Source organism: uncultured Methylobacterium sp. (assembly GCF_964242245.1).
Lineage (GTDB): Bacteria > Pseudomonadota > Alphaproteobacteria > Rhizobiales > Beijerinckiaceae > Methylobacterium.
Genome location: NZ_CAXTBY010000001.1, coordinates 76,094 through 98,012 on the forward strand (window position 1 = coordinate 76,094; position 21,919 = coordinate 98,012).

A 21,919-nucleotide genomic window follows, 5' to 3' on the forward strand; every position below is an offset into this window, starting at 1 on the left:
TCCGCGGGCGCATCGCGCCGTTGGAGCATTCTCAGGCGAGGTGTATGCCGGCTCGCGTGAGGAAAAATGCGGTCAACCCAGAGACTTAGAGCGCCTTCCATGATGATCCAAGGATCATCATGGAAGGCGCTCTAGGGGCGCGGCGGAGGGCGAGCGGTGCAGACCAGCAGCGAGGCGATCGGCGGCAGGGCGGAGACGCTCGCCGACTTCCTCCAGCGCCGCCGCGGCCTCGCGGCCGTCCCGAAATCCGCCGCAGCCCGCGCCAGCGGCGGCGCGGCCGAGGCGATCTGGCGGGAGGGGAGCGTCTCGGCGGTCGATCTCGCCGACGCGGTCGCGGCCTATCACGGCGTTGCGCGGGCGGACCGCGACGCCATTGCCGCCCTGCCGCACGCCCTCAACGACCTGTCGCGCGACTTCCTGCGGGAGGCCTACCTCTACCCGGTCGAGCGGGACGGGCGTCCGCTCCTCGTGGTGGCCGATCCGGGCAACCTCGATCCGATCCGGGCGGTGGCCCTCGCGCTCGGCGGTCCCGTTCCCCTCGCGGTCCTGTCCTTCGAGGAGATCGAGGACCTGTTCGAGCGCAACCACGCGCGCGACGCGCCCAGGGGCGAGGCCGCGGACCCGGAGGCGGGGACCGACTACGCCCTCTCCGACGACATCGAGACCCTGCAGGACCTGGCCCGCGGCGCCCCGATCGTGCGCGTCATCGACGGCCTGCTCGAGCGCGCGATCCAGGCCGGCGCCACCGACATCCACCTGGAGACCGGGCGCGAGGACCTGAAGGTCCGCTTCCGCATCGACGGCCACCTGCGCGCGCAGCAGACCCTGCCGCGCCACATGGCGGCGGCGGTGATCTCGCGCGTGAAGATCCTGGCCGGCCTCGACATCGCCGAGCGCCGGCTGCCGCAGGACGGGCGGACCAACGTCAAGGTCGGCAACACCGAGGCGGACCTGCGCGTGGCCGTCATGCCGACCCTCTACGGCGAGACGGCGGTGCTGCGCATCCTGCTCAAGGACACGCGGCTCCTGGACTTCAAGCGCATCGGCCTGTCGGACCACGACCGCGACGCCGTCGTCCGCCTGCTGGCCGAGCCCCACGGCATCATCATCGTCACCGGCCCGACCGGCAGCGGCAAGACGACGACGCTGGCCACCGCGATCTCCCTGCTCAACGATCCCGCCCGCAAGATCGTGACCGTCGAGGACCCGGTCGAGTACCAGATCCCGGGCATCCACCAGACCCAGATCAAGCCGTCGATCGGCCTGACCTTCGCCACCGCCCTGCGCTCGTTCCTGCGCCACGACCCCGACGTGATCATGGTCGGCGAGATGCGCGACCGGGAAACGGCGGCCATCGGCATCCAGGCCGCGCTCACCGGCCACCTCGTGCTGACGACGCTGCACACCAACAGCGCGGTCGACGCCGTCGTGCGCCTCGTCGACATGGGCGTCGAGCCGTACCTGATCGCCTCCAGCCTGCGCGGCGTGATCGGTCAGCGGCTGGTGCGCCGGCTGTGTGAGCGCTGCCGCGTGCCCGACCCGAAGGGCTGGGAGATCGCCTGCGAGGTCCGCGCCCGCCGCGGCGGGCCCGAGCCAGCGCGCCGGGACTTCCACGCGGCGGCCGGCTGCCCCCACTGCAACGACAGCGGCTATCGCGGGCGCGTCGGCGTCTTCGAGGCCCTGGCGGTCGACGACGACCTGCGCGACCTGATCCGCGGCCAGCCCGATCCGCGGGTCATCCTGCGGGCGGCGCGGGCTGCCGGGATGACGACGATGCTCGACGACGGCATCACGAAGGCGGGCCTGGGATTGACCTCCCTCGACGAGGTCCTGCGCATCTCCGGGTGAGCGCGGCGGAGCGGAAGCGAGGACGAATGCTGGGGCTGGAGGAAGGGCTTGCCGGGGTGAGGATTCCCGATCCGGTCCGGGCGGTGGCGCGGGCGGGCGGGCGGGCGCTCTCGGCCCTGCTCGACGCGTTCGTCGCCCGCCTCGCGCCGCTCGCCGCGCGCGTCTCGGCCGGGCCTCGGCACGTCGCCGTGGTCGAGCCGGGCGGCCTCGCGCTCCACACCTTCCACGGTGGCCGCCACAAGGGCCGCGCCGCGGCCCCGCTCCACCTGCGCGACGGGGAGCGGGCCCCGGACGCGTTCCGCTCGGGCGACCTGGAACTGCGCCTGCCGCCCGAGCAGTTCCTGACGCGGGCGCTCCGCCTTCCCGACGCCGGGCGCGGGTACCTCCAACCGATCATCGCCCACCGCCTGGAGCGGCTGACGCCCTGGCGGGCGGACAAGGTTCTGTACGGGTTCAGCGTGGTCGAGGGCGTCGCCGAGGACGGCACCATCGGCGTCGAGTTGCTCGCGACCTCCCTCGACCTCGCGGCGCCGTTCCTGAAGCGCCTCGCGGATTCCGGGCTCACCCCCACGGCGCTGGGCAGTGCGGCCGAGCCGCTCGACGCGCCGCTGCGCTTCGATCTCTACCGGGGCCGGGCCGAGCAGACCGACGGCCGCCTGCGGGCCCGCACCGCCCGTGCGCTCGCGATCGTGCTGGCCGCCCTCGGCCCGGCCTGCCTGATCTCGTTCGCGCTTGCCTCCTCGGCCGCGACCGACCTGCGCGAGGCGGAGGAGAGCCTCGCGAGCCTGCGGGCCAAGCTCAGTGCGCGGAGCGGGCCCGGCACGTCGCGCGAACGGGCCCTGATCGAGGCCAAGCGGCCGGAGAGCGCGGCCCTCGTCCTGATCGACCGGCTGAGCCGGGCGTTGCCGGACAACACGGTCCTGCGCGAACTCGACATCGATCCCGCCCGGATTCGCCTGGTCGGCCGCTCGGCCGACGCGCCCGCCCTGATCGCCCGGCTCGAAGCCGAGGCGCAGTTGCGCAACCTGCGCTTTGCCGCCCCCGTGATCCGCGACGCCGACCGGCGGGACGCGTTCGATCTCGTCGCGGCCCGTGGGCCGGCGGCGGAGGCGGTCCGGTGACCCTGTCGCAGGCGCGCGAGGCGCGCTGGTTCGGGCCGCTGGCCGTCGCCCTCTTCGTCGGCGCACCGCTCCTCCTCGTCGCGCTCACCCTGTCCAACCTCGTGCGCTGGTCGGAAGCCGGCGCGGCCGCGGCCGAGACCCGGGGCCACCTCGCGCAGCTCGAGGACCGCATCCGCGCCGAGGCCGGGCGGGCCGCGCCGGTCCGGGGCGACATGTCGACCCTGTACCTGACCGCCGGCACCGGCAGCCTCGCCCATGCCGAGTTGCAGCAGCGCCTCGTCGGCCTCGTCGAGCGGGCCGGCGGCCGGTTGATCGAGGTCCGCGGCGACGAGGCGCCGGAGGCTGCGGCCCAGCGCAGCATCCTGCTGCGCGTGAGCCTGGACATCGGCAACGACGGCCTGTTCGACCTGCTGTCGGGCATCGAGGCGGGCCTGCCGATCCTGACCGTCGAGGCGCTGAACGTCCGCGCGGCGTCGGGTCGCGGCGCGGGCGACGAGGCCGATCCGACGCTCCGCGTCGCCCTGGCGGTCCGCGGCTACCGACGGGAGGAGGCGCCGTGATCGGGACGCCCGCTCCGGTGATCGCGCGCCCGATCGCGGCGGCCTGCGCGGTTCTCCTGATCCTGACCTGCGCGCCGGGGATCGAGCGCGCCTGCGCCCAGTCGCCGGTCGCGGCGCCGACCGCCGTTCCGCCCGCGACGGCGGCGGCGCGCACCCTCAACCCGCTGAGCGCGCTTGATCCGGCCGGCCTCGGCGCGTTCCGGGGCCGGCCGCTCTTCGCGCCGTCGCGGCGCCCGCCCCCGGCGCGGCCGGTCGAAGTCGCGCCGCCGCAGGCCGTGGCGGTCCTCAGCCCGCCGCCGGACCTGCGCCTCGTCGGCGTCGTCGCAGGGCTCGACAAGGCGGTGGCGATCCTGCGCCGCGCGGCCGGCGGGGCGTCCCTGAACCTGAAGATCGGCGACAGCGTGGACGCATGGCGCGTGGACACGATCGCGCCCGATCGCGTGACCCTGCGCGACGGCGAGCGGGCGCAGACCTACCGCCTCTTCACCGTCGGCGGATCGGCACCCTCAGCACCGCCGCTGCTCACCTCCGGTGTCCCGCAGCCCGGCCCGCGCGGCCTGCCGTGACGGCTGGGCCCCGCGGGGCCGACCTCGAGGAGTGACCCTTCCGGCACCGGCACGCGTCCGCGACCGGTTGCCGGACCGCGGGATCAAGCACGGGATCGGTGATCGCGAGACCAACGCAAAAAGCCGTCCCCGACCCTGTCGGGTCGGGGACGGCTTCAGGGGCCGCCCATCCCGGCACCGCTGGGCGCCGGGATGCATCGACCGCGCGCTCAGCGCAGGGTGCCGTTGAGGCCGCCGGGGAAGAAGCCGCCCGGGCTCTGGGTCGTGTTGAGGTAGACGATGTCCAGGACCTGACCGGGCGTCCGGGCGAAGACGAGGCCGTTGGCGTCCGTGGGCACGATGTTGGCATCGGTCTGGGAGAAGCCCCGGGTGGCGGACTGATCGCCGCTGATGCCTTGGTCGAGGTCGGTGGTGCCGTCGAGCGAATCGCGGGCGTTGGAGATCGCGTTCGCTTGGTTGATCAGGCCCTTGGCGTAGAGGGTCGTCCGGATGATGCCGGCGTGGTAGGCCTCGACCGCGAGGATGCTGGCGGCCGCGCTCAGGTAGGCCTTGCTCTGGATGGCGCCGGCCGCACCGTTGTAGGCCGTGACCCCGACGTCCTCGAAGATGAACGACGCGAGCAGGAAGTTCGTGTCGTTGGCGTAGGCGTCGAACCGGTCGTTGGGACCGATCAGGCCGGCGGCGCGGGCGGCGGCGGTGAAGGCGAAGTCGATGTCGAGCCGGGGACGGCTGACGGCGGCACTTCCCAGGGCGGAGCGGAGGAAGCGGACGTGGTTCTCCTCGTCGGAGGCGATCTCGAAGGCGTACTTGCGGACGTTCGGGTCGGAGAACGGAACCGCGCGGCCGCCGCCGCTGACGGCACCGATCGCGCCGACGCCCTGGAGGTCGCCCGCCTTCAGCCCCGAGCCGTTGGCGGCGTTCAGGTAGAACTCGGCCTCGAGGTACTCGAGGTTGAGGGCGAAGTTCAGGATATCGGCGTCGGTGACGTTCGGCGGAAGCGCCTGCGCCCGGGCCGAACCCGTCCCGGCGCCAAGCACGGCCGCGCCGGCCACGCCGAGGCCCAGGGTCTGCAGGAAGGCGCGGCGGCCCTTCGCGAGGTTGATGGGGCGCGCGGTGGCATCGAGATCCGACATCTCGCCCTCGGGGGCGGTCTGCTTATGAGCCATGATTTGTGTCTCCCAACGGGTCGGACGCTAAATTTTCAGCGCTGGCGGCAACTTATCGGCCAAGACAATTGCGGCAATGACGAACTTGCTAAAACTGTCTTAACCTTTGAGTATTTTTGCTGCGTGTGTCTAATCTGGCACTTCGCGGCCAGAAGCGGACTATATGATGCCGGGCCGGTGGGCAATCCGACGAATGGGGGCTAGGATGACCACTCGCCGGGATTGGAAAATCGTCTCATGTCTTTGATGCGGCTGCCCCTGGTTTTCGCCTGCTGCGCAGGACTTTATTCAGGTGTCGCCCCGGCGCGCGAGGCCGGCCCGCCCCGGGCCAGCCTCACCGGGCCGGAATCCGAGATCGATCTGACGGCCCGCCCCCTGCGGCCGGTCCCGGTTCGGAAGGCCGCCGGCGATGCGGTGGTGGGTCCGGATCGGAGCGAGGGCCGCACGTACCACTTCAAGCCGGAGGACGTGGAGGCGACCGCGGGCCTCGGCAACGAGCCGGTGGAGATCGGCAGCCAGCCGTCCGAGTCCGGCAGCTACCGGCTGAACTTCGAGCGGGCCGAGGTCAAGGACGTGATCCACGCCATCCTGAACGAGACGCTCGGCCTCAACTACACGATGGGCGCGGAGGTGGCGGGCCAGATCACCATCTCGTCGCCGCGCCCGATGAACCGCGTCGAACTGCTGTCGGCGCTGGAGACCGTGCTGTCGGGCCAGGGCTACACCATGACCCGCAACGCCGCCGGCTACCGGATCACGGCGGCGGCCACCAGCATCGGCAACGTCAACTTCGGATCGAACCAGCAGCCGGGCTACGGCGTCTCCGTGGTCCCGCTGCGCTACGTCTCGGCCGCCGTGATGTCGAAGCTCGTCTCGGGCTTCGTCACCGAGGCCGACGGCCTGCGCTTCGATACGGGGCGCAACACGATCATCGTCAAGGGCCCCGGCCCCCGGCGGCAGGAGGCGGTGAGCGCGATCCTGGCCTTCGACGCGGACTGGATGCGGGGCCAGTCGGTGAGCCTGTTCGAGCTGCGCCGCGCGCGGCCCGAGGCGGTGGTGGCCGAGCTCGCGCAACTGTTCGACACGGGCGAGAACGGGGCCAGCTCCGGCCTGATCCAGTTCAAGCCGATCGCGCGCCTGCGGGCCGTGATGGCGATGTCGAAGAACCCCGCCCTGATCCGCCGGGCCGAAACCTTCGTGCGCAAGCTCGACGGGACGGTGGAGGCCGCCGAGGAGACGGTGTTCATCTACAAGGCGCGCTACCGCGACGCGAAGGAGCTGGCGCGGGTCATCAACGGCCTGTTCGGGACCGGCAACGCCAACGCGGCCACCGGGACGCAGGGCGCGGGCCAGGGGGCCTTCGGCGGAAACGGCCAGGGCCAGGGTCGCGGCTTTTCCGGTTCGAACCAGGGTTCCGGCGGGCTGAGCGGCGGCAATTCCGGCTACGGCGGGACGGGCACGGGCAATTCGGGCGGCGCGGGCAGCGGCGGCCAGCAGAACGGCAACACCGGTGCCGACCTGCTGCGGGCGCGCTTCGCCTCGGCCTACGGCGACGGCGCGCCGGGCAACGGCATGGCCGACGGTGGAGGGATCACCGCGCTCGGCGGCGGGGGCGACAGCCTCGACCTGACGCGGCGCGGCAACGGCGCGCGGCGGGTGTCGATCAGCGCGGACCCGTCGAACAACTCCGTCATCACCTACGCCGACGGCGAGACCTACCGGAAGATCAACGCCGCGCTGCGCCAGCTCGACGCGACGCCGGCCCAGGTCGCGGTCAACGTGACCATCGCCGAGGTCACGCTGACCGACCAGCTCAAGTACGGCGTCCAGTACTTCCTCGATTCGAAGAACCTCGGGCTCGGCAAGAACAAGGGCTCGATCGGCCTGCTCAGCGCCGCGGCGGCGACGGCGGGCGGCGCGAGCAACCTGCTCACGCCCGCCTCCGGCGGCGGCTTCAACTTCCTGGTCGGCGGGTACTCGGGGCCGGACATCGTGCTCTCGGCACTGGACGGCTTCACCGACGTCAAGATCCTGTCCTCGCCCTCGCTGGTGGTGCTCGAGAACCAGCCCGCCTCGCTCCAGGTCGGCGACTCCGTGCCGATCACCACGACGCAGGCGCAGGGCATCACCGTGCCCGGCGCGCCCCTCGTGAGCCAAGTCGAGTTTCGCGACACCGGCATCATCCTGAACGTGGTCCCGCGCATCGGGCAGAACGACGCCGTGACCATGCAGATCGAGCAGGAGATCTCGGCGGTGGTGGGGGACACGAACACGCTCACCCCGACCATCTCGAAGCGGCGGGTGGCGAGCACGATCTCGGTGGCCAGCGGCCAGACCGTGCTGCTGGCAGGCCTGATCAGCGAGAAGCGGCAGCGGTCCCGCGACGGCATCCCGTTCCTCGACCGGATCCCCGCCGTCGGCGACCTGTTCAGCTCCACCGACAACGCGGCCCAGCGGACCGAACTCGTGGTCTTCATCCGGCCCGTGGTGGTGCGCTCCGGCCGGGACGCGCAGCGGGTCGCGGAGGATTACCGCGGCAAGCTCCTCGATGCCGGCGTGCGGCGCGGCGCCACCCCGCGCCACCCGGTCACGAAGCCCTGAACCGTCGCCACATGATCCTGCCGAGCGTCAGCACGAACGCCTTCGCCGGGCCTGTCATCGGGGTCGCCGCCGCGGGCTCGGCCCTGGCGGCCTGGCTCGGGCCCGGCCCGGCCGCGACCGCTGCCATGACCGTCGCCCTCGGCCTCGTCGGGGCGCGGATCGTCTGGCAGGATCTCACCGACTTCACGATCCCCGACGCGGCCACCCTCGCCCTCGGGCTGCTCGGGCTGACCTCCCGGATCAGCGAGGGCGCGGTCCTGGCCGAGCCGATGGGCACGGTCCTCGGGCTGGCGCTCCTCGACGCCGCCCTGTGCGGCGGCGTGCTCCTGGCCCTGCGCGAACTCTACTACCGGACGCGCGGCCGCGACGGCGTCGGTCTCGGGGACGTGAAGCTCGCGGCCGTCGGCGGCCTGCTCCTCGGCACCAATGGCCTCTCCTGGGCGATCCTCGGCGCGAGTCTGGCGGGCCTCGCCGCGGTGCTGGCCGCCCGGGCGTGGCCCGGTGCGCTGCGATGGTTTCCGGTGACCGACCGGATCGCGTTCGGCGCCGTCCTCGCCCCTTCCCTGTGGGCGACGTGGCTCCTCGGTCAGATCGCGCCGACCGGGCTGAGCGAATCCTGGCTGGGCGGTTTCTGATGTCGGTCTTCGCGTACATGGCCCTCGACGCCGGGGGCAAGATCCTCAAGGGTACGATGGAGGCCGAGGCGAGCGGCGACGTCCTCACCCACCTCGACCGGGTCGGCTGCACGCCGATCTCCGTCAAGGCTCAGGCCGGCGCTCCCAAGCAGACCCGGACCCTGCGCGACTGGCTCACGCCCGACCCTCGGCCGGAGGACATCACCGGCCTGACCCTCGACCTCGCCATGCTGCTCAAGGGCGGCGTCGCCCTCGACGAGGCGCTGGTGATCCTCGCCCAGATGGAGGGTCGGAGCTGGCTCTCGCGCGTGCTGCGCGACCTGCACGCGGCCTTGAGCAACGGCCGCAGCCTGTCCCAGGCGATCGGGCAGCACCCGAAGCTGTTCCCGCCGATCTACGTGAAGATGGTCGAGGTGGCCGAGACCTCGGGGCGGCTGGAGGAGGCCCTGAGCGGGCTGGCCGTCGAGCGCCAGCGCGGCGAGCGCCTGCGCAAGCGCTTCGTCTCGGCGATCGCCTACCCGTCGTTCCTCGTGGTCGCGGCCGTCGCGGTGCTGTTCTTCATCCTGATCTACCTCATCCCGAAGTTCGAGGTCGCGCTCCAGGGCTTCCGCGACAAGATCGACCCGTCGGCGCTCATCGTGTTCGAGATGTCCGGCTTCCTCAACCGCAACCTGGACCTCGTCGTGCTCACGCTCGCGGGCCTGCTCGGCGCCGTCGTGCTGCTCAACCGCCTCGGGCGCGAGCGCGGGCTGTGGCTCGCCCTCTTCGCCCGCCTGCCCTTCACGCGGGCGGTGCTCGCCAACGAACTCACCGTCACGTTCTGCCGGACGCTGGCCATCCTGGTGCGCAACCGCGTCGACATCTCCACGGCCCTGCGGCTGATCCGCGGCGTGGTGCGCCTGCCCGGCGCGGGGCCGGAGATCGACCGGGTGATAGCCGACGTGCGCCAGGGCCAGCGCCTGTCCGAGACCCTGTTCCGCGGCAAGCTCTTCCCGCGGCACGTGGTGCAGATGATCCGCGTCGGGGAGGAATCCGGCGACCTCGCCGACAGCGCGAGCCGCGTCGCGGTGTTCTACGAGGCCAAGCTCGACGCGGCGCTCGGCCGCGTCATCGCCGTGGTCGGGCCGGCGGTCATGGTCCTGGTCAGCATCCTGATCGCGTGGCTCATCATCTCCGTGATGACGGCGCTGATGAGCATCAACGATCTTCTCGTCTGAGGTGTCGTGTCCGATGATCGTTCTCCCGCGTTCCCTCCCACTCCGTCAGGCCGGCCGCGACGCGCAGGCCGGGTTCACCCTGGTCGAATTGCTCGTCGTGCTGGTCATCCTCGGCCTCGTGATGGGGCTGGCCGGGCCGCGCGTCCTCGGCTACCTGTCGAGTTCCCGCGAGAAGGCGGCCAAGCTTCAGATCGAGTCCTTCGCCTCGGCTCTCGACCTGTTCTACCTCGACAACGGGCGCTACCCGTCCACGGGCGAGGGCCTGCAATCCCTGGTCCAGCGTCCGCCGGCGGCGGAGGGCTGGAGCGGGCCCTACCTCAAGCAGGGGACCGTGCCGCCCGACCCGTGGGGCCATCCCTACGAGTACCGGACGCCGGGCAAGACCGCGCCCTACGCGATCCTGTCGCTGGGCGCCGACGGGGTGAAGAATGGCAACGGCGTGATCGGCAAGGAATGAGGACGGGGATGCGGCGACACCCTCGATCAGGCCCGGTCCCGCACCGCGGGGCCGGCGGCGCGGCGGGCTTCACCCTGATCGAGGCGCTGGCCGCCTTCGCGATCGTCGCCGTCCTCAGCCTCGTCGTGCAGCGCGGACTGGTCCAGTCGCGCCTGGGGCTCGCGGCGGTGGAGGATCGGCTCGCCGCCGAGCGAGTCGCGCGCTCGCTGCTCGCCGAACCCGTGCGTCCCTCGGACGTCGCCAGCGGCGGCCGCGCGGGAATCCTGGACGGCTACCGCTTCGCGATCCGGCTCGCGGTCCTCGACCTCCCGCTGCCCGAGGCGGAGCGTGCGGCGCAGGGCGCATGTCCGCCGACCGCCGGCCCGTGCGATCCGGGCCGCGCCGGCGATCCCGCGCCGCCCGCCCGCTGGCAGCCGCTTCGGCAGGACATCGAGGTCGCGACCCTGCGCGGCCCGTCGGTCACCGTCGAGACCATCCGCCTCGGGCAGGTCCCCTCGACCGATGCCCGGGCGCGGTAGCCCCCGCGGATCGGGCGTCCATGAGGCTGCGCGCGTCGAGGCACGCCGCACCGTGCTACAAGCGCCGCGGCTGCGATGCCCGATCGCACGCCCCGGCAGGAAGTGACCGATGTGATGCGTGTCGAGACGATGCTCAAGCGCTTCTCACCCCGCAGGCGCGCGTCCGAGCCGGTGCGCGAGGCATCGGTCGCGCCTCCGCCGGAGGCCGAGGCCGAGCCTCCACCTCCGATGCCGGAGGCCGAGCCCGAACGCCCACGTCCCGTCGAGAGCGATGCGGCCCCGGGCGAGCCGCATAAGGAGGGCGAGACGACGTGGCGCCAAGTCCTCGATGCGGACTGGACCGAGCGCCGCCGCGTGCTCGACTGGAAGGGCATCCCGGCCGTCCACGAGTACGTCTCCCGCCTGATGACCGGCCGGTCTATGGCGAACCGCGGCTCGTGGCTCGCCTGGACGCTCGACCATCACCTCGCGCCCCTGCGGCAGCGGCTCGGCCGGGACCTCAGCCTCGCCTCCTTCGGCTGCGGTCCGGGCGCGATCGAGGAGGTGATCCTGCGGGAGGGACACTGGCCGCTCGCGAAGATCACGCTCTACGAGTACGACGAGGCCCTGCTCGCGGAAGCCCGGACCCGGATCGCGCCCTATCCCGTCGAGGCCGAGTTCCTGTCCTTCGACTTCAACCATCCGCCCGTCGTCGACCGCAGCTTCGACGTGGTGTTCTTCTGCCACGCGCTGCATCACTGCATGGACCTCGAACGCTTCCTGCCGTTCCTCAACCGGATCGTGTCGCCGGACGGGCTCATTGTGGGGCTCGACTATTTCGGGCCGCCGCGCCTCCAGATGGACCGCGACGCCCGCCGGCTCGCGGACGAGATCTTCGCCTACCTGCCCGCGCACCTGCGGCTCAACCTGAAGGAGGAGCAGTCCGGCCGCGTCGACGAGCGCCTCGTGCTGCCGACGATTCCGGCGGTGGCCAGCTACGACCCTAGCGAGGCGCCGCGCAGCGCGGACCTCCGGTCGATGCTGTTCTCGGCCTTCGACGTGGTCGAGATCCTGCCGATGGGCGGTACGCTGCTGCGCAACCTGCTGGCCGACCGGGCCGGCAATTTCCGCAGCGAGGACGACATGGCGATCCTGAACCTGACCATGATGATCGAGCGCCTCGCGATCGAGACGCGCATGATCGCCTCGGACGACCTCTACTTCGTGGTGCGGCCGTCCAACCGGATCTGAACACGCGGGCGCATCATCGATTCCAGGCCGTGACGAAGTAGGGCGCGTCCCGCGTCGGCGCGCGGGTCAGCGTGAGGGCGACGCTTCGCGTCGCCGCCGCGCCGGTCCTGGCCGTGATCCTGACCCGGAACGAGGGGCCGCGCGTGGTGGTGAGCAGCGCCTGCTGCCTCTGCAGGACCGTCTTGATCCGGTCCCCGAGCGTCGGGTCCGGTCGCGCGCGCAGGGCCATCACCTGCGCGACGAGGCTGGCCGTCATGTCGGGAAGGGACCGAAGAACGTCGGCGGACGCCTCGGCCGCATTCACCCGTCCCTGCACGTTGTCGACGGTGACGAGGCGCGCGAGCACCGCGGCATCCTCCTCCGAGACGTCCGGCAGCCAGCGCAACTCGGCCACCGTGCGGAAGCCGTCCTTCCCGCGGCCCACCGGCTTCGCCGCAAGATTGATCTTGGCCGGATCGACGTCCTTGGCCGGTCTCTCGTCGTAGCGGTCCCGCCACTGCACGACGCGGGCGGCAAAATCGTCCGGCTTCAAGGCCGTCAGTCCCGCGACGCGATAGGCGCCGGCCAGCAGGACCGGATCGGACCAGTTCAGGTCGATCCGGCCGGACTCGTCGCCGGCCGTCAGCGTGATCGAGCCGCTGTCGAGGTTGATCTGCTGTTCGCGCAGCCGGGCGGTCGGCAGCTTCAGATCGAAGAGCTCGTAGGCCGCCAACTCGGTGCCGGCCCGGATCAGGCCGTCGAGCTTCAGGTCGTCGGCCGTTCCGCGAACCCCGCTGAGCGCGGAGCGGACCAGAAGCGCCGCCCCGCCTGCGAGGCTCATCATCAGCACCATGATGCCGAGCACGGCGACCAGGATGAAGCCGTCCTGCCTGCCGCGGCGCACGTCAGCGTGCCTGCTGCGCGGCGACGGCGCCCACCGGCTCGGGCGCCGGCTCGCCCGAGCCGTCCGCCAGCGACCGCTCGTCGACCCGGCTGCAGAAGGCCTTGCGCGGCGCGGCGCAGCCGGGCTCCGCCTCGATGCGAAGCGGCACGCGCAGGCTCGACAGGATGTCCCCGCTCGCCGGATCGGTGAACGCCACGCGCACGGCGATGGGCAGGGTCTCGCCCGCGGGCCACGCGTCGAGCAGGATCTCCGGACCGCCGGCAACGGGTGCCGCGACGTAGGCGAAGCGCATCTCCGCCTCACCGGCGTAGAGCGTGCGCGAGACCCCGAAATCGAGGCTGTCCTGTCCCCGATCCAGGGGCGACAGGGCCGCCTCGCCGCGCAGCACGAGGCTGCGTCCCTCCGCCGGTGCGCTCTGGAGGAGGACCGCGACCGTCCGGACAGGCCGGTCCTCGCCGGACCTGTCGATGGCGAACAGGACCCGGTCGGGCAATCCTAGGAAGACGAAGGCCCTCGGTCCCGGCCCGCCCCAGCGGGCGCGGGCGACGGAGCCGAGGTCGCGGGCGACGGCCGCGAGCGCGTGGCCGGCGGCATCCATGCGCTCGGTGCGCTGGGCCGTCAGGTCGGCCTGCCGCGACATCAGCCCGAGCAGCGACCCGAGGGCGACGAGGATCACGGCGCTGATCGCCATCGTGGCGAGCGCCTCCACGAGCAGGAACCCGGCGCTGGGCATGCGCGCACCCCGGACGCGCCGCCGGCGGGAGGCCGACCGGGCCGGCGCGTCACTCGTCAAGGTGCGCCCCCCGGTCGATCCCGATCGCGGCGGTGAGCGGGTTCACCCGGACGGACAGGATGCCGGATCGGTCCGCCCGCATCAGGAAGATCTCGCCGCCGGACGCGCTGCCGTCCGGCATGAAGCGGATGCCGTCGAGCGCCGGTCCGGACACCCGCAGGAACAGGCTCGCCGGGATGGAGACCGCGCCGTTGGTCGCGCTGCGAACCTGCCCGGCGACGAGATCGACGAGGCTCGTGACCGGACGGCCGCTCCGGACGGCCTCGTCGCGGTCGGCGCGCAGGACCGCCACGATCTCGAACGCCTTGATCCGCAGGCTTGCGCTGCCGCCCGAGACCGAACTGCGCGGCAGCGCCAGCACGGCCGTCAGGCTGACGATGGCCAGCATCAGCGTCACCTCGATGAGCGTGAAGCCGGCTCGGCCGGGGCAGCCGACGGCGTTCGCGTCTCCCATCCGATCCCAGATCACCGGACTCTCCTGCGCCGTCGCCGCGGTTCGCGCCGTGCACGCGCGATCGTTGGCGGACGAGCGCGTCGAAACCGAGGCGCGAGGCGGAGCCGACGCGGGCGCTCAGATTGCGGAAGGATGCATTCCGAGGGCATTCTCAGTCCTGACGCGCTCCGGCGATCGGCAACCTGCACGGAGCGTGCGGCGCGAGGCCCAACCATGACCACCCGACGTACGTTCTGGTCGCTTCTCGCCGGCCTGCCGGCGCTCGCCGCCCTCGGTACGCGGGCAGGGCACGCGCAGGAAGGTCCGACCACCGCGGCCGATCCCGCGCCGACCGGTCCGCCCGGCACCACCATGCTGACGATCTTCCTCAAGCACGACGAGACCAAGACCCTCGACCAGATCAACGCGCACCTGAAGGAGACCGGATGGTTCAAGGCCTTTCCGCCGCCCGGCGTCGAGGTCGTGAGTTGGTACGTGATGATGGGCGTCGGTCAGGTGGTGACCCTCCGCTTCCCGCCGGAGCGGCTGCGGGAGATCAACGTCCTCGTCGAGAGCAAGGCCTGGGGCGGCTACGGCACGCAGTTCTACCCGACCTACGACTACCGCGGCCTCTACGAGCAGACCCGGAAGAAGATGGGCTGAGCGCCTCTCACGAGACCGCCGCCCGCAGTGGCTTGCCTCAGGACGCCGCGTCGCGGCGTTCCAGCAGCTCGATCCGCACGTCGTCCGGGCCTGCGACGAAGGCCACGCGCAGGCCCGGATGGCGTTGCTGCGCGTCCGCGAGGATGCGCACGCCGCGGGCGCGCATGTCGGCGAGCGCCGCGTCGAGGTCGGCGCAGCCGAGGCCGAGATGCTCGATGCCGAGGTGGGGCGCCTGCGCCGTCGGTGCGGTCCCGGCGGGCGCCTGCTCGATGAACACGGTCAGGCCGCCGAGGTCGAGCACCACCCGGCTCACCGCGGGCGCGCCCTCGCGGCGGACCTCCCGCGCGCCGAAGGTCTCGACGTAGAAGCTCGCGGCCGAGACCGCGTCGCGGCTGCGCAGGTGCAGGTGATCGTAGCGGTAGGTCATCGTCGCGCGTCTCGTGGCAGGCCCGCATCGGGATGCGATGGCTGGGTTCAGCGCGGCGGCAGCGCGGCGCGGGGATCGTGGCGGGCGAGCCGCCCGAGCAGGTACTCGACCTCGGCCACCGCCGTCGCGCTCAGTGCGCCCGCGGGCCTGCGCTGCACGTCCGAACCGATCAGGCCGCGCCGCGCCATCACGTACTTGCGCACCGCCAAGCCGATGCCGGGCTGCTGCTCGTAGCGCAGCAGCGGCAGGTGAGCGTCGAACAGGTCGTGGGCGGCCTCGCGCGCGCCGGCGGCCGAGAGCCGGACCACGTCGACGAGCATGTCGGGAAACGCGTAGCCGGTCATCGCCCCGTCGGCGCCGCGTTCGCACTCGAAATCGAGGAACAGGCCGCCGTTGCCGCACAGGATCGAAATGGGCCGCATCGTGCCGTCGGCCTCGAAGGCGCGGAGCGCCGAGATTTTCTCTAGACCCGGCCAGTCCTCGTGCTTGAGCATCATGCAGGACGGATTGTCGGTCACGATCCGGCGGATCACGCCGGGCGTCATCACCACCGTGAAGGTCAGCGGATAATCCTGGATCACGAACGGCACGTCCGCGCCGATCGCCTCGGAGGCCTGAGCGTAGTAGGCCACGATCTGATCGTCGGTGCGCAGGCTGCTCGGCGGCGCGATCATCACGCCGGCCGCGCCCGCATCCATGGCGCTGCGGGCAAGCGCCGCCATGGCGGCGAAGCCCGGTGCCGAGACGCCGACGATCACCGGGAGCTTTCCGGCGCGCGCGATGAAGCGCCGGGCGACGACGAGCGCCTCGGCCGGGTCCAGCTTGGGCGCCTCGCCCATCACGCCGAGGACGGTCAGGCCGGTGGCGCCGCCCTGCGCGTAGAAGTCGGTCAGCCGGTCGATCGAGGCGAGGTCGATCGCGCCGTCGGCGGCGAAGGGCGTCGGGGCGATCGGGAAGACGCCGCGTTCGGATGCGTTCAGGCGCATGGTCATCTCCGTGTCTTCCCGAAGTCTCGGACCGTCTCGTGGTCAGGGTCTCGGGCTTGGGCCGCGCTCAGAGGAGGTGTCGATCGAGGCGGATGATGCGGCAGGGGTCGCCCGCGCGCGCCGCCGGGGCGTCGGGCTCGCGGATCAGCAGGGCCTCGGCGCGGCCGAGCACAGCCAGCATCGAGGAATCCTGGCGCGATTCCGGGTGGGCCACCGGCAGCCGGTCCGGCGCGGTGTCGAGGGCGGCGCGCATGTAGTCCTGGCGGCCGTCGTTGGCCGGAAGGTCGCGGCCGAGGCGGGCGGGCTCGCTGCGGTCCTCGCCGGCCCGCGGATCGCCCAGCAGCGCGCGGATCGCCGGCACCACGAACAGCAGCCCGCAGACGATCGAGGAGACCGGGTTTCCGGGAAGTCCGATCACCAGCATGCCGCCGAGGTGGCCGTGCATCAGCGGCTTGCCGGGGCGCAGGGCCACCCGCCAGAAGCCGAGTTCCAGTCCCTCGCGGGCGAGCGCCGCCTGGACGAGGTCGTGGTCGCCGACCGAGGCGCCGCCGAGCGTCACGAGGAGGTCGGCGCGCGCGTCGCGCGCCTGCCCGAACGCGGCCTCCAGCGCGGGAAGCGTGTCGCCGGCGATGCCGAGGTCGATCGCCTCGCCGCCGGCGGCGTTCACGAGGGCGGCGAGCGCCAGCGCGTTCGAGGCGACGATCTGGTCCCAGGCCGGGGTTTGCCCCGGCTGGACCAGCTCGTCGCCGGTGGCGAGGATCGCCACGCGGGGCTTGCGCCGCACGGGGACACGGGCGTGGCCCGCGGCGGCGGCAAGCGCGAGGCGGCGCGCGTCCAGGGTGTCGCCGGCCGCGAGCAGGGCCTCGCCCGCGGTAAAATCCAGGCCGGCCCGGCGGATGAACTTTTGGGGCGCCACCGGCTCCAGGGCGACGATGATCTCGGCCCGCGCCTCGGCGTTCTCCTGGATCAGGATGGCGTCGGCGCCCTCGGGGACCGGCGCGCCCGTGAAGATCCGCACGGTCTCGCCCGGGCCGATGGTGCCGGAGAAGCCGTGGCCGGCCGCACTCGTGCCGACGAGGCGCAAGGGGGCGCCCGCTTCCGCGGCGTCGGTGCTGCGGACGGCGTAGCCGTCCATGGCCGAGGCCGGGAACGGCGGCTGGGTGCGCAGCGCCGCGATGTCGGCCGCGAGCGTCCGCCCGGCGGCAAGCGACAGCGGTACGTCTTCGGCCGCGACCGGGCCGGGCACGCTCGCGAGGATGCGCGCCAGCGCCTCCGCGACGGAGATCAGGCCGCTCACGCCAAAGCCCTCATCGCGCGTCCGCCCGGTAGGCGCCGGAGCTTCCGCCGTCCTTGGCGAGCAGGCGGATGCCCTCGATCCGCATGCCGCGATCGACCGCCTTCACCATGTCGTAGACCGTGAGGCAGGCGACCGAGACGGCGGTCAGGGCCTCCATCTCGACCCCGGTCGGCCCGTGGACCCGCACCTCCGCGGTCAGCCGCAGGCCCGGCAGCGCGTCGTCGGCCTCGCAATCCACCCGGACCTTCGCGAGCAGCAGCGGGTGGCAGAGCGGGATCAGCTCGTGGGTGCGCTTGGCCGCCATGATGCCGGCGAGCCGCGCCGTGCCGATCACGTCGCCCTTCTTGGCGTCGCCCTCGCGGATCAGCGCCAGGGTCGCGGGCAGCATCACCACGTGCCCCTCCGCGCGGGCGGTGCGCGTGGTCGCCGGCTTGTCGCCGACATCGACCATGTTGGCCGCGCCCGCGGCGTCGAGGTGGGTGAGGCGGGGTGCGGTGTCGTCCACGTCAGCCCTTCGCCTGCTTCGCGGCCTTCTCGCCGAACAGCAGCGCGCGGGTCGCCGCCGTCACGTCGGCCTGCCGCATCAGGCTCTCGCCGACGAGCACCACGTTGAGGCCGTGGGCGGAGAGCCGCGCCACGTCGGCGTGATCCGCGATGCCGCTCTCGGCCACCGCGATGCGGTCGGCCGGGATGTCGGCGCCGAGGCGGATCGCGGTCTCGAACGAGACCTCGAAGGTCCTGAGGTCGCGGTTGTTCACGCCGATCAGCGCGGTGCCGAGCGGGATCGCGCGGGCGAGCTCGGCCGCGTCGTGGACCTCGACCAGCACGTCCATGCCGAGGTCGTGGGCGGCCTCGACCAGGGCCTCGGCCTCGTCGTCGTCGAGGCAGGCCATGATCGCCAGGATGCAGTCGGCCCCCCAGGCGCGCGCCTCGTAGACTTGGTAGGGCTCGAACAGGAAGTCCTTGCGCAGCACCGGGAGCGCGCAGGCATCGCGGGCCTGGGTGAGGTGGTCCGGGCGGCCCTGGAAGGAGGGCTCGTCGGTCAGCACCGAGAGGCAGGTGGCGCCGCCGCGCGCGTAAGCGGCGGCCAAGATCGCCGGGTCGAACTCGGCGCGGATGAGCCCCTTGGACGGCGAGGCCTTCTTGACCTCGGCGATCAGCGCCGGCCGTCCGTCCGCGATATGGGCGCGGATCGCGTCGGCGAAGCCCCGCGGCGGGGCGGCCTTCGCGGCGCGGGTCTCCAGCTTGGCGAGCGGCACGCGCAGCTTCGCCTCGGCGATCTCGCGGCGCTTGTAGGCCTCGATCCGCGCGAGCACGCTCGGGCGCTCGGCGGCGGGCGCTGCGGCCAGAGTGTCGATCGTCGTGGCCATCGGTGTCCCTATCCGTTCGAGACCGCGACGAGGCGGGCGAGGGTGGCCTGGGCCGCCCCCGAATCGATCGCATCCTGCGCCCGCGCGACACCGTCGGCGAGGGTGTCCGTCCTGCCTGCGACGACGAGCGCGGCACCCGCATTGAGAACCGCGATGTCCCGGTAGGCGTTGCGTTCCCCGCCCAACACCGCACCGAGCGCCCGGGCGTTGTGCTCCGGGTCGCCTCCGCGAAGGTCGTCGAGGTCATGGAGGGGCAGGCCGACCTCGCGCGGGTCGATCGTGAACGTCGAGATGCGGCCGTCGTCGAGCGCCACCACCTGCGTCGCGCCGGTGACGGTGATCTCGTCGAGCCCGTCCGAGCCGTGGACGGTCCAGACCCGGCGGCTGCCGAGGTCGGCGAGCACCCGCGTCAGGGGCTCGGCCCAGGCGCCCTGCGAGACGCCGAGCAACTGGCGCTCGACGCCGGCCGGGTTCGAGAGGGGCCCGAGCAGGTTGAAGATCGTCCGCGCCGGCAGTTCCGCGCGCACGGCCGCGACGTGGCGCATCGCGCCGTGATGAACCTGCGCGAACATGAAGCACAGGCCGGCCTCGCGCAGGCATCGGCTCAAGGCCGCCGGGTCGAGCCCGAGCTTGACGCCGAGGGCGGCCAGCACGTCGGCGGCGCCCGAGCGCGAAGTCGCGGCGCGGTTGCCGTGCTTGGCCACCGGTACGCCGCAGGCGGCGGTGAGGATCGCGGCGAGCGTCGAGACGTTGTAGCTGCCGGAATGATCGCCGCCGGTGCCGACCACGTCGATGGCGCCCGCGACCGGAGCGACCCGCACCATGCGCGCGCGCATCGCCGCGACGGCGCCGACGATTTCTTCGCGACTCTCGCCGCGCACCTTCAGGGCGATCAGGAAAGCCCCGGCCTGAACCGGCGTCACCTCGCCCGACAGGAGATCGTCGAAGGCGGCGCGCGCCTCGGCGCGGCTCAGGCTCAGGCCGGCGGCGACCTTCGCGAGGTGGGGCTTGAAGGCGTCCATGGCGTTTGGCGGGGCCGGGACCGGCGTCTCAAGGCTGCGATCGGACCGTCCGGCGGCGGAGGGCGCCCCGTCAATGCACCCCAGCGCGGGCCTTGTCACGCGCCGCGTTCCACGCGGCCGCGATGTCGAGGAAGTTCCGCAGGATCTGCGCACCGTGCTGCGACCGGATGCTCTCGGGATGGAACTGCACCCCGTGCACCGGCAGGTGGGCGTGCTCCAGCCCCATGATCAGGCCGTCGGCCTCGGCCGTCACCGTCAGCACTTCGGGGCAGGCGGCACGGTCGACCACGAGCGAGTGGTAGCGGGTCGCCTCGAACGCGTCGTTCAGCCCGCGGAAGACGCCCCGCGCGTCGTGTCGGATGGTCGAGACCTTGCCGTGCATGGGAGCCGGCGCCCGCACCACGTCGCCGCCGAAGGCCTGCCCGATCGCCTGGAGGCCGAGGCAGACGCCGAAGATCGGGATCTCGCCGCTCAACTGCTTCACCGCATCGAGGCAGATCCCAGCCTCGTTCGGCGTGCAGGGGCCGGGCGACAGCACGAGCGCGTCGGGGGCGCGGGCGCGGATGTCGTCCACCGTCACCGCATCGTTGCGCACCACGTCGATCGCGCCACAGAGCGGGCCGATCAGGTGGACGAGGTTCCAGGTGAAGGAGTCGTAGTTGTCGATGACGAGGACGGAGGTCATGGCGTCGCGCACGGTCTCGGATGCGCGTGTGTGACCACGGGGCGGGCGGCGGTCAACCCGGCCCGCACCCGCCTCGCCGCCGCGTCAGGCTTCGAGGGGCTTGCCGGCCGTCTCCCGCGCCGCGACCAGCGAAGCGGTCGTGACGAGGAGCGCGGCCAGCACGTAGACCGACACCGCCGCGGTCGAGCCGTAATACTGGAACAGCGCCGCGATGATCAGGGGCGCGAACCCGCCGCCCACGACGCCTGCGAAGGTGTAGGCGAGCGAGGACCCGGTGTAGCGCACGGGCGTGGGGAACTGCTCCGTGATGAACGCGCCCTGCGGCCCGTACATCGCGGCGTGACAGGCGTATCCGACGACGATGGCGAGGACGATCAGGCTCGTCGACTTCGTGTCGAGCAGCGCGAAGAACGGGAACGCCCAGAGCGCGCTGCCGAGAACGCCGAGCCCGTAGACCGGGCGGCGGCCGAACCGGTCGGAGAGCAGGCCGCAGAGCGGGACGCAGACGGCGTTCACCACCGCACCGGCCAGCACGGCGACCAGCCCGGTGGTGCTCGGCAGCTTCAGCACCGTGGTGATGTAGGTCAGCGAGAAGACGGCCGGCAGCGTGTAATGCACGTCCGTGCCGACGCGGCATGCGCCCGCGATCAGCAGGCGGCGCCAGTGGTGGGTCAACACCTCGCCGACGGGAGCCTCGGCCTTCTGGTGCCCGGCCTCCAAAGCCTCGAACATCGGCGATTCCTCGACGCCGCGCCGGATCCAGAGCCCGAAGACGACCAGCGCGAGGCTGGCGACGAACGGCGTCCGCCAGCCCCAGGCGATGAACTGCGCATCGCTCAAGGTGGTGGTCAGCAGCGCGATGGCGGTGGTGGCGAGGATGATCCCCATCGCCGGACCCATCTGCGTCCAGGAGGCGTTCAGGCCGCGCCGGTCCTGCCGCCCGTGCTCCATCGAGAGCAGGACGGCGCCCGCCCATTCGCCGCCCAGCGCGACGCCCTGCACGAATCGCAGCGCGACGAGCAGGATCGGGGCGGCGACGCCGACCGTCTCGTAGGTCGGCAACAGACCCATCCCCGCGGTGGTCAGGCCCATGAGCACGAGCGTCAGCACCAGCACGGCCCGCCGCCCGAGGCGGTCGCCGAGGCGGCCGAACACCACGCCGCCGAGCGGGCGCGAGAGGTAGCCCACCGCGTAGGTCGAGAAGGCCAGGATCACGCCGGCCAGGGGATCGACGGAGGGGAAGAACAGGCGGTTGAAGGCCAGCGCCGCCATCGTGTTGTAGACCGTGAAGTCGTACCACTCCAACGTCGTCCCGACCATGCTGGCCCCGGCGATGCGCGCGGACTGGCCCTTGCCGAGATCGGCGCCCAACGGGCCGGTGATCGTCGCGCTCTGCGTCATCGATGTCCCCCTCAGTGCTCGCGTGGTGGAATCGGGCCGA

Annotated in this window: 23 protein-coding genes; 11 read left to right on the forward strand and 12 right to left on the reverse strand. The window is 72.4% G+C overall.

Features of this window, described 5'->3' with window-relative positions:
- Window positions 1–156: 156 nt before the first annotated feature.
- The 4 genes from ACFE8Y_RS00360 to ACFE8Y_RS00375 are packed head-to-tail and all read left to right on the forward strand — an operon-like array spanning window position 157 to window position 4,095.
- Entirely contained in the window at window positions 157–1,848 is a 1,692-nt protein-coding gene (locus ACFE8Y_RS00360) for a GspE/PulE family protein (protein ID WP_375462388.1), read from the forward strand.
- A 26-nt stretch (window positions 1,849–1,874) separates the two neighbouring features.
- A complete protein-coding gene (locus tag ACFE8Y_RS00365) occupies window positions 1,875–2,969 on the forward strand; it encodes a PilN domain-containing protein (protein WP_375462389.1) in 1,095 nt (364 codons plus the stop codon).
- Entirely contained in the window at window positions 2,966–3,529 is a 564-nt protein-coding gene (gene gspM, locus ACFE8Y_RS00370; protein ID WP_375462390.1) for a type II secretion system protein GspM, read from the forward strand. The genes ACFE8Y_RS00365 and gspM overlap by 4 nt, the downstream gene beginning before the upstream one ends.
- The gene (locus tag ACFE8Y_RS00375; protein ID WP_375462391.1) at window positions 3,526–4,095 is read left to right on the forward strand and encodes a hypothetical protein; all 570 of its coding nucleotides are present in this window, start codon (window positions 3,526–3,528) and stop codon (window positions 4,093–4,095) included. The genes gspM and ACFE8Y_RS00375 overlap by 4 nt, the downstream gene beginning before the upstream one ends.
- 209 nt (window positions 4,096–4,304) lie before the next feature.
- Here the strand turns inward: ACFE8Y_RS00375 and ACFE8Y_RS00380 are convergent, their stop codons facing one another.
- Window positions 4,305–5,261 carry a ferritin-like domain-containing protein gene (locus tag ACFE8Y_RS00380; RefSeq protein ID WP_375462392.1) on the reverse strand — a complete coding sequence of 319 codons (957 nt, stop codon included), beginning with the start codon at window positions 5,259–5,261 and terminating at the stop codon, window positions 4,305–4,307.
- Window positions 5,262–5,498: 237 nt separating this feature from the next.
- On the opposite strand from ACFE8Y_RS00380, the gene gspD reads away from it, so the two are divergent.
- From gspD to ACFE8Y_RS00410, 6 genes are all read left to right on the forward strand, one after another.
- Entirely contained in the window at window positions 5,499–7,862 is a 2,364-nt protein-coding gene (gspD, locus tag ACFE8Y_RS00385) for a type II secretion system secretin GspD (protein ID WP_375462393.1), read from the forward strand.
- A gap of 11 nt (window positions 7,863–7,873) precedes the next feature.
- Window positions 7,874–8,497, forward strand: a complete 624-nt coding sequence (locus ACFE8Y_RS00390) for a prepilin peptidase (protein ID WP_375462394.1) — start codon at window positions 7,874–7,876, stop codon at window positions 8,495–8,497.
- Window positions 8,497–9,714, forward strand: coding sequence for a type II secretion system F family protein (locus ACFE8Y_RS00395; protein ID WP_375462395.1), 1,218 nt, complete (start codon window positions 8,497–8,499; stop codon window positions 9,712–9,714). Before ACFE8Y_RS00390 ends, ACFE8Y_RS00395 begins: the two co-directional genes overlap by 1 nt.
- Before the next feature lie 13 nt (window positions 9,715–9,727).
- Window positions 9,728–10,171 carry a type II secretion system major pseudopilin GspG gene (gene gspG / locus ACFE8Y_RS00400; protein ID WP_375462396.1) on the forward strand — a complete coding sequence of 148 codons (444 nt, stop codon included), beginning with the start codon at window positions 9,728–9,730 and terminating at the stop codon, window positions 10,169–10,171.
- An 8-nt stretch (window positions 10,172–10,179) separates the two neighbouring features.
- Entirely contained in the window at window positions 10,180–10,689 is a 510-nt protein-coding gene (locus ACFE8Y_RS00405; protein WP_375462397.1) for a type II secretion system protein J, read from the forward strand.
- A gap of 114 nt (window positions 10,690–10,803) precedes the next feature.
- Complete coding sequence (locus ACFE8Y_RS00410) at window positions 10,804–11,919, forward strand: class I SAM-dependent methyltransferase (RefSeq protein ID WP_375462398.1); 1,116 nt, start codon at window positions 10,804–10,806, stop codon at window positions 11,917–11,919.
- 13 nt (window positions 11,920–11,932) lie between these two features.
- On the opposite strand, the gene ACFE8Y_RS00415 is transcribed toward ACFE8Y_RS00410, so the two are convergent.
- The 3 genes from ACFE8Y_RS00415 to ACFE8Y_RS00425 are packed head-to-tail and all read right to left on the reverse strand — an operon-like array spanning window position 11,933 to window position 14,064.
- Window positions 11,933–12,802 carry a general secretion pathway protein GspK gene (locus ACFE8Y_RS00415; protein ID WP_375462399.1) on the reverse strand — a complete coding sequence of 290 codons (870 nt, stop codon included), beginning with the start codon at window positions 12,800–12,802 and terminating at the stop codon, window positions 11,933–11,935.
- Window position 12,803: 1 nt separating this feature from the next.
- Window positions 12,804–13,535, reverse strand: coding sequence for a type II secretion system protein J (locus tag ACFE8Y_RS00420; RefSeq protein ID WP_375462400.1), 732 nt, complete (start codon window positions 13,533–13,535; stop codon window positions 12,804–12,806).
- Window positions 13,536–13,584: 49 nt separating this feature from the next.
- Window positions 13,585–14,064, reverse strand: a complete 480-nt coding sequence (locus ACFE8Y_RS00425) for a GspH/FimT family pseudopilin (protein WP_375462401.1) — start codon at window positions 14,062–14,064, stop codon at window positions 13,585–13,587.
- Between the two features lie 198 nt (window positions 14,065–14,262).
- On the opposite strand from ACFE8Y_RS00425, the gene ACFE8Y_RS00430 reads away from it, so the two are divergent.
- Window positions 14,263–14,691, forward strand: coding sequence for a hypothetical protein (locus ACFE8Y_RS00430; protein ID WP_375462402.1), 429 nt, complete (start codon window positions 14,263–14,265; stop codon window positions 14,689–14,691).
- A 37-nt stretch (window positions 14,692–14,728) separates the two neighbouring features.
- On the opposite strand, the gene ACFE8Y_RS00435 is transcribed toward ACFE8Y_RS00430, so the two are convergent.
- The 8 genes from ACFE8Y_RS00435 to ACFE8Y_RS00470 all read right to left on the reverse strand — a co-directional run bounded on the left by ACFE8Y_RS00435 (window position 14,729) and on the right by ACFE8Y_RS00470 (window position 21,879).
- Window positions 14,729–15,118, reverse strand: a complete 390-nt coding sequence (locus tag ACFE8Y_RS00435) for a VOC family protein (RefSeq protein ID WP_375462403.1) — start codon at window positions 15,116–15,118, stop codon at window positions 14,729–14,731.
- A 47-nt stretch (window positions 15,119–15,165) separates the two neighbouring features.
- The gene (locus ACFE8Y_RS00440) at window positions 15,166–16,104 is read right to left on the reverse strand and encodes a dihydrodipicolinate synthase family protein (RefSeq protein ID WP_375462404.1); all 939 of its coding nucleotides are present in this window, start codon (window positions 16,102–16,104) and stop codon (window positions 15,166–15,168) included.
- Window positions 16,105–16,171: 67 nt separating this feature from the next.
- On the reverse strand, window positions 16,172–17,401 hold the full coding sequence (gene glp / locus ACFE8Y_RS00445; RefSeq protein ID WP_375462405.1) for a gephyrin-like molybdotransferase Glp: 1,230 nt from the start codon (window positions 17,399–17,401) through the stop codon (window positions 16,172–16,174).
- A gap of 10 nt (window positions 17,402–17,411) precedes the next feature.
- Window positions 17,412–17,906 carry a cyclic pyranopterin monophosphate synthase MoaC gene (moaC, locus tag ACFE8Y_RS00450; protein ID WP_375462406.1) on the reverse strand — a complete coding sequence of 165 codons (495 nt, stop codon included), beginning with the start codon at window positions 17,904–17,906 and terminating at the stop codon, window positions 17,412–17,414.
- A 1-nt stretch (window position 17,907) separates the two neighbouring features.
- Window positions 17,908–18,771: an indole-3-glycerol phosphate synthase TrpC gene (gene trpC, locus ACFE8Y_RS00455; protein ID WP_375462407.1), complete on the reverse strand. Its 864-nt coding sequence runs from the start codon at window positions 18,769–18,771 to the stop codon at window positions 17,908–17,910.
- An 8-nt stretch (window positions 18,772–18,779) separates the two neighbouring features.
- Window positions 18,780–19,793 carry an anthranilate phosphoribosyltransferase gene (gene trpD, locus ACFE8Y_RS00460; RefSeq protein WP_375462408.1) on the reverse strand — a complete coding sequence of 338 codons (1,014 nt, stop codon included), beginning with the start codon at window positions 19,791–19,793 and terminating at the stop codon, window positions 18,780–18,782.
- Window positions 19,794–19,863: 70 nt separating this feature from the next.
- On the reverse strand, window positions 19,864–20,478 hold the full coding sequence (locus ACFE8Y_RS00465) for an anthranilate synthase component II (RefSeq protein ID WP_375462409.1): 615 nt from the start codon (window positions 20,476–20,478) through the stop codon (window positions 19,864–19,866).
- An 84-nt stretch (window positions 20,479–20,562) separates the two neighbouring features.
- A complete protein-coding gene (locus ACFE8Y_RS00470; RefSeq protein ID WP_375462410.1) occupies window positions 20,563–21,879 on the reverse strand; it encodes an MFS transporter in 1,317 nt (438 codons plus the stop codon).
- Window positions 21,880–21,919 lie beyond the last annotated feature (40 nt).